The sequence below is a fragment of the Geodermatophilus sp. URMC 61 genome (genome assembly GCF_052931555.1).
The window spans coordinates 1-11,510 of sequence record NZ_JBRFHZ010000001.1; the positions used below are offsets into that span (position 1 = coordinate 1).

General features: G+C 56.4%; 9 protein-coding genes. 4 read left to right on the plus strand and 5 right to left on the minus strand.

Features of this window, described 5'->3' with window-relative positions; all coding sequences use genetic code 11:
- The first annotated feature begins 25 nt into the window (after window positions 1-25).
- Together aac(3)-Ia and bla are read left to right on the plus strand one after the other, a co-directional pair.
- Window positions 26-490, plus strand: a complete 465-nt coding sequence (aac(3)-Ia, locus tag ACU610_RS00005) for an aminoglycoside N-acetyltransferase AAC(3)-Ia (RefSeq protein WP_022542381.1) — start codon at window positions 26-28, stop codon at window positions 488-490.
- Between the two features lie 18 nt (window positions 491-508).
- Entirely contained in the window at window positions 509-1,120 is a 612-nt protein-coding gene (gene bla, locus ACU610_RS00010) for a class A beta-lactamase (RefSeq protein ID WP_446765688.1), read from the plus strand.
- Between the two features lie 1,113 nt (window positions 1,121-2,233).
- Here the strand turns inward: bla and cas7c are convergent.
- Genes cas7c through ACU610_RS00030 form a run of 4 tightly spaced genes read right to left on the minus strand, consistent with a single transcriptional unit; the run spans window position 2,234 to window position 7,834 of the window.
- Window positions 2,234-3,103 carry a type I-C CRISPR-associated protein Cas7/Csd2 gene (gene cas7c / locus ACU610_RS00015; RefSeq protein ID WP_023103413.1) on the minus strand — a complete coding sequence of 290 codons (870 nt, stop codon included), beginning with the start codon at window positions 3,101-3,103 and terminating at the stop codon, window positions 2,234-2,236.
- Between the two features lie 11 nt (window positions 3,104-3,114).
- Window positions 3,115-4,878 (minus strand): type I-C CRISPR-associated protein Cas8c/Csd1, encoded by a 1,764-nt coding sequence (cas8c, locus tag ACU610_RS00020; RefSeq protein WP_023103414.1) that lies wholly within the window; start codon window positions 4,876-4,878, stop codon window positions 3,115-3,117.
- A complete protein-coding gene (gene cas5c / locus ACU610_RS00025; RefSeq protein ID WP_023103415.1) occupies window positions 4,875-5,549 on the minus strand; it encodes a type I-C CRISPR-associated protein Cas5c in 675 nt (224 codons plus the stop codon). Before cas5c ends, cas8c begins: the two co-directional genes overlap by 4 nt.
- Window positions 5,550-5,599: 50 nt before the next feature.
- On the minus strand, window positions 5,600-7,834 hold the full coding sequence (locus tag ACU610_RS00030; RefSeq protein ID WP_023103416.1) for a CRISPR-associated helicase/endonuclease Cas3: 2,235 nt from the start codon (window positions 7,832-7,834) through the stop codon (window positions 5,600-5,602).
- 417 nt (window positions 7,835-8,251) lie between these two features.
- Between ACU610_RS00030 and rhaS the strand changes: the two genes are divergently transcribed.
- Window positions 8,252-9,088 carry an HTH-type transcriptional activator RhaS gene (rhaS, locus tag ACU610_RS00035; protein WP_000217137.1) on the plus strand — a complete coding sequence of 279 codons (837 nt, stop codon included), beginning with the start codon at window positions 8,252-8,254 and terminating at the stop codon, window positions 9,086-9,088.
- Window positions 9,051-10,010, plus strand: coding sequence for an HTH-type transcriptional activator RhaR (gene rhaR / locus ACU610_RS00040; RefSeq protein WP_000575353.1), 960 nt, complete (start codon window positions 9,051-9,053; stop codon window positions 10,008-10,010). Before rhaS ends, rhaR begins: the two co-directional genes overlap by 38 nt.
- Here the strand turns inward: rhaR and ACU610_RS00045 are convergent, their stop codons facing one another.
- Window positions 10,011-10,844, minus strand: a complete 834-nt coding sequence (locus ACU610_RS00045; RefSeq protein ID WP_446765687.1) for a replication initiation protein — start codon at window positions 10,842-10,844, stop codon at window positions 10,011-10,013. It lies immediately after the preceding gene.
- Window positions 10,845-11,510: the final 666 nt, after the last annotated feature.

Genomic DNA, 11,510 nt, shown 5'->3' on the forward strand with positions numbered 1-11,510 from the left:
TAAAACAAAGTTAGGTGGCTCAAGTATGGGCATCATTCGCACATGTAGGCTCGGCCCTGACCAAGTCAAATCCATGCGGGCTGCTCTTGATCTTTTCGGTCGTGAGTTCGGAGACGTAGCCACCTACTCCCAACATCAGCCGGACTCCGATTACCTCGGGAACTTGCTCCGTAGTAAGACATTCATCGCGCTTGCTGCCTTCGACCAAGAAGCGGTTGTTGGCGCTCTCGCGGCTTACGTTCTGCCCAAGTTTGAGCAGCCGCGTAGTGAGATCTATATCTATGATCTCGCAGTCTCCGGCGAGCACCGGAGGCAGGGCATTGCCACCGCGCTCATCAATCTCCTCAAGCATGAGGCCAACGCGCTTGGTGCTTATGTGATCTACGTGCAAGCAGATTACGGTGACGATCCCGCAGTGGCTCTCTATACAAAGTTGGGCATACGGGAAGAAGTGATGCACTTTGATATCGACCCAAGTACCGCCACCTAACAATTCGTTCAAGCCGAGATCGGCTTCCCGGCCGCGGAGTTGTTCGGTAAATTGTCACAACGCCGCGGCCAATTCGACTCACCAGTCACAGAAAAGCATCTTACGGATGGCATGACAGTAAGAGGATTATGCAGTGCTGCCATAACCATGAGTGATAACACTGCGGCCAACTTACTTCTGACAACGATCGGAGGACCGAAGGAGCTAACCGCTTTTTTGCACAACATGGGGGATCATGTAACTCGCCTTGATCGTTGGGAACCGGAGCTGAATGAAGCCATACCAAACGACGAGCGTGACACCACGATGCCTGTAGCAATGGCAACAACGTTGCGCAAACTATTAACTGGCGAACTACTTACTCTAGCTTCCCGGCAACAATTAATAGACTGGATGGAGGCGGATAAAGTTGCAGGACCACTTCTGCGCTCGGCCCTTCCGGCTGGCTGGTTTATTGCTGATAAATCTGGAGCCGGTGAGCGTAGGTCACGCGGTATCATTGCAGCACTGGGGCCAGATGGTAAGCCCTCCCGTATCGTAGTTATCTACACGACGGGGAGTCAGGCAACTATGGATGAACGAAATAGACAGATCGCTGAGATAGGTGCCTCACTGATTAAGCATTGGTAACTGTCAGACCAAGTTTACTCATATATACTTTAGATTGATTTAAAACTTCATTTTTAATTTAAAAGGATCTAGGTGAAGATCCTTTTTGATAATCTCATGACCAAAATCCCTTAACGTGAGTTTTCGTTCCACTGAGCGTCAGACCCCGTAGAAAAGATCAAAGGATCTTCTTGAGATCCTTTTTTTCTGCGCGTAATCTGCTGCTTGCAAACAAAAAAACCACCGCTACCAGCGGTGGTTTGTTTGCCGGATCAAGAGCTACCAACTCTTTTTCCGAAGGTAACTGGCTTCAGCAGAGCGCAGATACCAAATACTGTTCTTCTAGTGTAGCCGTAGTTAGGCCACCACTTCAAGAACTCTGTAGCACCGCCTACATACCTCGCTCTGCTAATCCTGTTACCAGTGGCTGCTGCCAGTGGCGATAAGTCGTGTCTTACCGGGTTGGACTCAAGACGATAGTTACCGGATAAGGCGCAGCGGTCGGGCTGAACGGGGGGTTCGTGCACACAGCCCAGCTTGGAGCGAACGACCTACACCGAACTGAGATACCTACAGCGTGAGCTATGAGAAAGCGCCACGCTTCCCGAAGGGAGAAAGGCGGACAGGTATCCGGTAAGCGGCAGGGTCGGAACAGGAGAGCGCACGAGGGAGCCTCCAGGGGGAAACGCCTGGTATCTTTATAGTCCTGTCGGGTTTCGCCACCTCTGACTTGAGCGTCGATTTTTGTGATGCTCGTCAGGGGGGCGGAGCCTATGGAAAAACGCCAGCAACGCGGCCTTTTTACGGTTCCTGGCCTTTTGCTGGCCTTTTGCTCACAAGCTAGCTTATCGGCCAGCCTCGCAGAGCAGGATTCCCGTTGAGCACCGCCAGGTGCGAATAAGGGACAGTGAAGAAGGAACACCCGCTCGCGGGTGGGCCTACTTCACCTATCCTGCCCGGCTGACGCCGTTGGATACACCAAGGAAAGTCTACACGAACCCTTTGGCAAAATCCTGTATATCGTGCGAAAAAGGATGGATATACCGAAAAAATCGCTATAATGACCCCGAAGCAGGGTTATGCAGCGGAAAGTATACCTTAAGGAATCCCCGTCGACGGTATCGATACCTGAAACTAGAGGTACTCGCGCACGCTCACGCCCTGAGGCAGAGCTTCCGCATCGATGCTGACACGGTAATCCTGGAAACCGCGTGCTGGTGTAACTGCGTCCCCCTCGACTCGCTCGACCTTAACGCTGCCGAACAGCACATGGGCGGGTGCATTGCCCATGGCATGCTCATGCTTGAAGACGATCAACTTGCGCGCTGCCATCTCGCCACGTGCCGCCGAGCGGTCGTGTTCGAACATATTGGCCAAAGCGCGCCATAGCAGTTCCAAGTCGTCGTCGGAAAAGCCGGTTCGCTCGGCCAACTTGGCAGAGATGAAACCATGGGCGCGGTACAAGCCGTAAGGCACGATGTGCTTGCGTCCCATGGTGCGTTCCTTCTCCAAATCCTTTTCGTTAGTCACCGCCATGCGGGTGATGGATACCTCCATAGGCAATACCGGGTCGATAGACGTGGCGAATGCCAGTTGGATCGGTCCACGCACCTGGCCGGCATTAATCTCGGTGGTCATCACCGCCCCGAAAGCACGCACATCGAAGAAGTTCTTGCACATCCAAGAGGTCAGTTCGCGCGCCTTGGCTTCGTCCTTGGGCAGTTTCTTTGCCTCTGACTCGATACCGAGCGCCTCGTAGGCCTGTTTGTGCTGGTTATTCAGCACGGATTTTTCCTGCATATAGATGGCATAGCCGGGGGCACTTTCCTGCTCCAGGCTGACGTAGTTGCGGATCTTGCGCTTGAGGCAAACGTCAGTGACCAACCCCTGGTTGGTTTCCGGATCGAGACGCGGCATGTTGCCAGCATCCGGGTCGCCATTGGGATTGCCATTGCTGACATCAAAGAGGTAAACGAACTCGTAGCGGTTGGAGATGGCGGTCATTCTTCTGCTCCTTACTCGACGGAATCGGGGCCACGGTTGAAACGGGCCTGGGCCTGTTGGTAGTAACCAATAGCAAAGCGTCCCTGGTCCTCCAGGCGCAGGCAACGCGGGAATTGGCTCTGCATACCGTCAATGATTTCGCCTATATCGCGCTCTAGGTTCACTGCTAGTCCGGGCTTCTCCTTGCGCAGCTTGGCCAAGTGGTTTTGTGTGTTGCGCAGCAGTATCGGGAAAACCGTGGCTGGCGTGCTGGACGCGGCACCGTAGTAGCGGTCACGGATAGTGGCATTGACCCTGTCGCCCAGGGCTGCGCGCTGGGCGCCTTCCAACACGGCGAACAGCCTCCCCAAGCGATAGCCGGGGTTGCTGGCGTCCTTGTCGAGACTCATAGGTAGCTCCTCTTGGTGAATTTTGCCGCTCAGGCGTGCCTCGCGAGCGAGCACGGCCTTGCACAGCGCGACGCGTATGCCAGAGACGTCGCCGTCGGCACGCATGCGCATGATCAGGTTGGCTAGCAAACTGCGCGGATAGCGGCTGCCGGTCAGGATGGCGCGGGTCATTTCACCGGCCAGTTGTGGGAGTAAGTCTTCGGTCTTGGCTCTGCCGTCACGACTGGGCGCGGTAGCATAGAGCAAGCGCCAGATGGCCGGCTCCGTCTTCCAGGGCAGAGGCTCAAGGTGCATATCCCGGAAATGCTCGGCCAGATGCTGGGTGAATACCGCAAGGCTATCGACTGCCCAGAACCGAATGGACAGTCGCGAGGTATTGGGCGCCAGCCCTAACACAAAAATGCGGGTGCCTTCCTCCATTAGCGAGTCGAGCTCATGCAAGGGCCGCCCCGTGGCCACAGCATCCAGCACGCCGCGCAGCTTTTCCGCTTCCTGACCATCATCTGCGGGTGGCTCCAGCAGGTTCCAGAAGGTCGACTCGGCGGCGGCCACCTGAGCAGGAGTATCCGCCTGCGCCCAGAACACCACACTCGCGTCGCCAATCTGCAGGCGCTGGCGGTTGTGCTCGTCGCGACGCAACAAATGGTTGAGCACCGTGGTGTAGGCAAAGGCGGCCTGTTCGGACACCGGAGCATTTTCCCCCTGGCTCTTGCCGTAGGAGGAAAAAGCGTCGAGGTTGAAGGAGACGATGGAAGCCCCCGAACTCTGGGCACCATTGACGCCCTTGACCGCTGGATGCAGGCGCGCCAACGGCTGACGTTGGCCGCAGACTAGGCACAGCCCCTCGCGGCTGTCGCCGTCGGCCAACAGCCGGGTACGCAACGCCAGGGCCGCCGGAGTCTCGTGCAGATAGCGTTGTTGGCCGTCTAGGCGGAACACTAAGTTGCTGTCGAGCATTGCTTCGCTGAACAGCGGGGGCTTGAACTGCTCCGGCTGCCAACAGTCGAGGAACTGGAGCAAGGCCTGCAGACCGGGGTCGCCTTCCCCAACCAAGATCTGCCGGTGCAGCGTCTTGAAGGACTCGTGCTCCTGCTGAGTACGCTCTCCGCCCTTGGCACTAACACCCAGCACATAGCTGGTCTTGTCCCACAGTACGTTGGACTTGATGCCCGAGGTGCGCTTCTCCGGCTGCGGCACACTCATAAGCCTGGGTTGAGGCTTCTTGCCAGAGAGCAAGCGAATGTCCTGCACGTCCAGCAACTCTCCTTGTGCGGACAGCAGCAGGGCGTAACTGATCTTTTCTTGGCTGTAGCCGAAGGGTGAGATATTCGCTTCACCCCGCTCCAGCAGTCGCTGATAATAGTCATTGAGGGCCGAAAGGATCATGCCTTGTCCTCTGCCGCCCTGAAGGCCGGCACCTCGATCAGCCCATCGCGCATCAGGGCACGGAAGAAGTGCGGGGTCATGCCATCGGCGAAGTCAATGTCATGCAGCATCCAGCCCAGATCACGCTCGCCGCGCAGAAAGGCATCGACTTCAGGCTCGGCACTGCCCTCTTCCAGCAACCGAAAACTGGCCGGAAACTCGCGCACGCCTAGGCAGGGTGTATGGAAGCACTGCCCCTTCCGTGCGCGACGGTTGAAGATATCCAGATGCTTGCCCACCGTATCGTCGGCGCCAGCCCTGTCAGTCATCTCGAAATGCGCCTCGATGACATAGGAGACATCGCGCAGCAGAGTAGTCGCGCGCTGCTGGCGATCCTCCTCGACCAGATTCACCAGACCATTAGTACGCCCGGCCTTCATTGCCTTACCGACGCTGACAGCGGACAGCTTGCCGCCGACCTCGTTGCGCCGGATGGATTCGAAGCGGATCGGCTTAAGCACTTGAATGCGATCCACCACCCAGCGAATCGCCGGCTTCCAGTGGATAGCCTCGAGAATGCCGCGCGCGGCGGACGGCGTGATCGCATCGTAAGAGACGCGTTCCACCTTCATTTCCGGGCGGGTGAAGCAGGCACGCTCGCCCCAGACCATTAAGCGAATTCCGTAGGCCATCGGCCCTCCCTTTCACATCATCCAGGCCAGGCCGCTGTTGCGCGTCCCGACTACCAACATAGCCGCTCGCTGCTGACAAAGGCCGGATTATCCCAGTGCAACCCGAATTGGTGGTGATACAGATCAGGGTTGACCAACGCCATAAACTGCTCACCATAACGCGTACCTGCCGCCGCCTGGATCGCACCGGCTTCCCGCAATGCCTGATAACCCTTGCGTGGCATCTGCACCAGATATGGCTGCAGGCGACGGGCGATGGCGGCGCAGCCGTCGGCGAACTCCAGCTCGCGCAGGGCTGCTCTGGCCTCGTCATCAAATGGGATGATCACCGGCAGTTGAAGGCTGTCGATCATGCGGAACTTGGTGGCCAAAGTCTCGTAGGGCAGGCCATCGAGCCGGCCTCTCTCAATCAGGCCGAGCAGGTTACCCGCATCCAACTCCTCCGCGCCCTTCTGCCAGTACAGTATGCGAAAATACCGCTCGATGGCCGCCATGGACAGGCAATCATCCGGGTGCAGGCGCATCACTTCGCGGGCGGCCTGGGCGAACTGCTTGAGTTCCTCGGGTGGCGCCCAGTCAGAATTGGCCGCGGCGAACACCAGCACCTCGCTTTCGGCCAGCGGCCGCTTGCCTTCGCGATTGCAGCGTCCCGCGGCCTGGGCGATGGAATCCAATCCAGCCTCGGCACGCAGTACCACGGGAAAATCCACATCCACACCGGCCTCGATCAGCGAGGTGGCCACCAGGCGACAGGGCTCCCCCTTTTTGAGCATCTGGCGCACCTCGGCCAGCACGCTGCTACGGTGCTTGGCGCACATCAGGGTGGTGAGATGGCGGGCACCGGGCAACTCGGCAAGCGACTCATAGAGCGCACGGGCCTGGCGTCGATTGTTGACGATGCACAGCACTTGTTCACGCCTGGCGATCTGCTCAGTCAAGGCCGCATCTTCGAGCGGGCCCAATGTCCGTATTCGTACCCGCACCAACTCCCGGAACAGCCGCTGCGGCTCGGGCGCCAGCTCACGTACGTCCTGCAGCCCACCGATGAAATCCGGCGATTGAAGCGCTGGCTGCGTGGCAGTACAGAGAACTGGGCTACAACGGTAGTTGAGCGCCAGTTCATCAAGGGCGGCAACGCAGGGCCGCAACAGCTTGAGCGGTAGGGTCTGTGCCTCGTCAAGAATCACCACGCTGCCGGCGATGTTGTGTAGCTTGCGGCACTGGGCTGGACGGTCGGCAAACAGGCTTTCGAAGAACTGCACTGCAGTGGTCACCACGATAGGCGCGTCCCAGTTCTCCATCGCTAGGTTCAGTTTCTTCTTGGCCTCCAGGCTCTGCCGGCGGTCATCAACGAAGGCGCTGTGATGCTCCAGCACCGCCTCTTCGCCTAAGGCCCCGAGTGCACGACGGAATACTGCAGCGTTCTGCTCGACGATGCTAGTGAAGGGAATCACGTAGATCACCCGGCGCAGCCCATGAGCTAGAGCGTGATCCAGGGCGAAAGCCAGAGAGGCCAGGGTCTTGCCGCCTCCTGTGGGCACTGTGAGAGAAAACAGCCCGGGAAGTTCGCTCGCCTTGCCGCGCACGCCGGCCAATATCTCCCCGCGAACGCGGTTGACCGGCGTATCTCCCTTGAACTCAGTCAGATGCCGATCAAGGGCTGCGCGTAACTCGGCCAAGGTCGGCCGCGCTTGCTCGCGAAGGGAGCGCCGTCCTTCGACGCGGTGGTAGAAGGCTTCGGTATCTAGATAATCCGCATCAACCAAGCAGGAAAAGAGCATCCGGCCAAGAAAGGCCAACTGAAAGAAACCTCTTTCCAGGCGCGCTTTTAGTGGCGGTGGTTGAAGGCGCTCGGGTAGCACGATTTCCACGCACCACCCCTCCAATAACCGTGGCAGCCCAACCCCTTTCAGGCGGTCGACCAAGGCAGTTCGCTCACCAGCCTCGCGGCCATTGGCCAACCCGGCATGGTGGCCAGCGATGCCGTAGGCTAGCAATTGACCTAGCGCGCCATAGCGTTCTACCGCCAGTATGGCCCCGCGAGTAGAGTGATCGACACGGATGGCATCACCCGCAATACGCCGCTGAAACTCGTCAGTGTATTTACCCAAGTCATGCAACAGACCAGCAAGAGCAGCTAATTCACCGCCGCCGAAGAAGGCAGCCTTCTCTCCTGCCAAACGGGCAACAGCCTGTAGATGCTCGACCAGAGGCTGCCAATCGCTGCGATCTGCCTTTAAGGTGGAGTGAGCAAAAAAGTGAGTATCGCTAGCCTCCGCGTCCATAGGTGCGCTCCCTTCTCGAGGAATTCCTGCAGAGCACTAGGTTTCAATCCACGCCCGGTTTTGCCGGGCGACTACATCGACAACCACAAATGCTGCGTTGCAAGAGGTTTCAATCCACGCGCCCGTGCGGGGCGCGACCTAGTTGAATTTCATTACGACCAGTCTAAAAAGCGCCTGAATTCGCGACCTTCTCGTTACTGACAGGAAAATGGGCCATTGGCAACCAGGGAAAGATGAACGTGATGATGTTCACAATTTGCTGAATTGTGGTGATGTGATGCTCACCGCATTTCCTGAAAATTCACGCTGTATCTTGAAAAATCGACGTTTTTTACGTGGTTTTCCGTCGAAAATTTAAGGTAAGAACCTGACCTCGTGATTACTATTTCGCCGTGTTGACGACATCAGGAGGCCAGTATGACCGTATTACATAGTGTGGATTTTTTTCCGTCTGGTAACGCGTCCGTGGCGATAGAACCCCGGCTCCCGCAGGCGGATTTTCCTGAACATCATCATGATTTTCATGAAATTGTGATTGTCGAACATGGCACGGGTATTCATGTGTTTAATGGGCAGCCCTATACCATCACCGGTGGCACGGTCTGTTTCGTACGCGATCATGATCGGCATCTGTATGAACATACCGATAATCTGTGTCTGACCAATGTGCTGTATCGCTCGCCGGATCGATTTCAGTTTCTCGCCGGGCTGAATCAGTTGCTGCCACAAGAGCTGGATGGGCAGTATCCGTCTCACTGGCGCGTTAACCACAGCGTATTGCAGCAGGTGCGACAGCTGGTTGCACAGATGGAACAGCAGGAAGGGGAAAATGATTTACCCTCGACCGCCAGTCGCGAGATCTTGTTTATGCAATTACTGCTCTTGCTGCGTAAAAGCAGTTTGCAGGAGAACCTGGAAAACAGCGCATCACGTCTCAACTTGCTTCTGGCCTGGCTGGAGGACCATTTTGCCGATGAGGTGAATTGGGATGCCGTGGCGGATCAATTTTCTCTTTCACTGCGTACGCTACATCGGCAGCTTAAGCAGCAAACGGGACTGACGCCTCAGCGATACCTGAACCGCCTGCGACTGATGAAAGCCCGACATCTGCTACGCCACAGCGAGGCCAGCGTTACTGACATCGCCTATCGCTGTGGATTCAGCGACAGTAACCACTTTTCGACGCTTTTTCGCCGAGAGTTTAACTGGTCACCGCGTGATATTCGCCAGGGACGGGATGGCTTTCTGCAATAACGCGAATCTTCTCAACGTATTTGTACGCCATATTGCGAATAATCAACTTCGTTCTCTGGCCGAGGTAGCCACGGTGGCGCATCAGTTAAAACTTCTCAAAGATGATTTTTTTGCCAGCGACCAGCAGGCAGTCGCTGTGGCTGACCGTTATCCGCAAGATGTCTTTGCTGAACATACACATGATTTTTGTGAGCTGGTGATTGTCTGGCGCGGTAATGGCCTGCATGTACTCAACGATCGCCCTTATCGCATTACCCGTGGCGATCTCTTTTACATTCATGCTGACGATAAACACTCCTACGCTTCCGTTAACGATCTGGTTTTGCAGAATATTATTTATTGCCCGGAGCGTCTGAAGCTGAATCTTGACTGGCAGGGGGCGATTCCGGGATTTAACGCCAGCGCAGGGCAACCACACTGGCGCTTAGGTAGCATGGGGATGGCGCAGGCGCGGCAGGTTATCGGTCAGCTTGAGCATGAAAGTAGTCAGCATGTGCCGTTTGCTAACGAAATGGCTGAGTTGCTGTTCGGGCAGTTGGTGATGTTGCTGAATCGCCATCGTTACACCAGTGATTCGTTGCCGCCAACATCCAGCGAAACGTTGCTGGATAAGCTGATTACCCGGCTGGCGGCTAGCCTGAAAAGTCCCTTTGCGCTGGATAAATTTTGTGATGAGGCATCGTGCAGTGAGCGCGTTTTGCGTCAGCAATTTCGCCAGCAGACTGGAATGACCATCAATCAATATCTGCGACAGGTCAGAGTGTGTCATGCGCAATATCTTCTCCAGCATAGCCGCCTGTTAATCAGTGATATTTCGACCGAATGTGGCTTTGAAGATAGTAACTATTTTTCGGTGGTGTTTACCCGGGAAACCGGGATGACGCCCAGCCAGTGGCGTCATCTCAATTCGCAGAAAGATTAACTAGGCCAGATCCAGCGGCATCTGGGTTAGTCGAGCGCGGGCCGCTTCCCATGTCTCACCAGGGCGAGCCTGTTTCGCGATCTCAGCATCTGAAATCTTCCCGGCCTTGCGCCTCGCTGGGGCCTTACCCACCGCCTTGGCGGGCTTCTTCGGTCCAAAACTGAACAACAGATGTGTGACCTTGCGCCCGGTCTTTCGCTGCGCCCACTCCACCTGTAGCGGGCTGTGCTCGTTGATCTGCGTCACGGCTGGATCAAGCACTCGCAACTTGAAGTCCTTGATCGAGGGATACCGGCCTTCCAGTTGAAACCACTTTCGCAGCTGGTCAATTTCTATTTCGCGCTGGCCGATGCTGTCCCATTGCATGAGCAGCTCGTAAAGCCTGATCGCGTGGGTGCTGTCCATCTTGGCCACGTCAGCCAAGGCGTATTTGGTGAACTGTTTGGTGAGTTCCGTCAGGTACGGCAGCATGTCTTTGGTGAACCTGAGTTCTACACGGCCCTCACCCTCCCGGTAGATGATTGTTTGCACCCAGCCGGTAATCATCACACTCGGTCTTTTCCCCTTGCCATTGGGCTCTTGGGTTAACCGGACTTCCCGCCGTTTCAGGCGCAGGGCCGCTTCTTTGAGCTGGTTGTAGGAAGATTCGATAGGGACACCCGCCATCGTCGCTATGTCCTCCGCCGTCACTGAATACATCACTTCATCGGTGACAGGCTCGCTCCTCTTCACCTGGCTAATACAGGCCAGAACGATCCGCTGTTCCTGAACACTGAGGCGATACGCGGCCTCGACCAGGGCATTGCTTTTGTAAACCATTGGGGGTGAGGCCACGTTCGACATTCCTTGTGTATAAGGGGACACTGTATCTGCGTCCCACAATACAACAAATCCGTCCCTTTACAACAACAAATCCGTCCCTTCTTAACAACAAATCCGTCCCTTAATGGCAACAAATCCGTCCCTTTTTAAACTCTACAGGCCACGGATTACGTGGCCTGTAGACGTCCTAAAAGGTTTAAAAGGGAAAAGGAAGAAAAGGGTGGAAACGCAAAAAACGCACCACTACGTGGCCCCGTTGGGGCCGCATTTGTGCCCCTGAAGGGGCGGGGGAGGCGTCTGGGCAATCCCCGTTTTACCAGTCCCCTATCGCCGCCTGAGAGGGCGCAGGAAGCGAGTAATCAGGGTATCGAGGCGGATTCACCCTTGGCGTCCAACCAGCGGCACCAGCGGCGCGAATTGACATAAGCCTGTTCGGTTCGTAAACTGTAATGCAAGTAGCGTATGCGCTCACGCAACTGGTCCAGAACCTTGACCGAACGCAGCGGTGGTAACGGCGCAGTGGCGGTTTTCATGGCTTGTTATGACTGTTTTTTTGTACAGTCTATGCCTCGGGCATCCAAGCAGCAAGCGCGTTACGCCGTGGGTCGATGTTTGATGTTATGGAGCAGCAACGATGTTACGCAGCAGCAACGATGTTACGCAGCAGGGCAGTCGCCC

Coding starts and splice junctions, on each gene's coding strand:
- cas7c (WP_023103413.1), bottom strand. CDS start 3,103: ATGACCGCCATCTCCAACCGCTACGAGTTCGTTTACCTCTTTGATGTC.
- cas8c (WP_023103414.1), bottom strand. CDS start 4,878: ATGATCCTTTCGGCCCTCAATGACTATTATCAGCGACTGCTGGAGCGG.
- cas5c (WP_023103415.1), bottom strand. CDS start 5,549: ATGGCCTACGGAATTCGCTTAATGGTCTGGGGCGAGCGTGCCTGCTTC.
- ACU610_RS00030 (WP_023103416.1), bottom strand. CDS start 7,834: ATGGACGCGGAGGCTAGCGATACTCACTTTTTTGCTCACTCCACCTTA.
- rhaS (WP_000217137.1), top strand. CDS start 8,252: ATGACCGTATTACATAGTGTGGATTTTTTTCCGTCTGGTAACGCGTCC.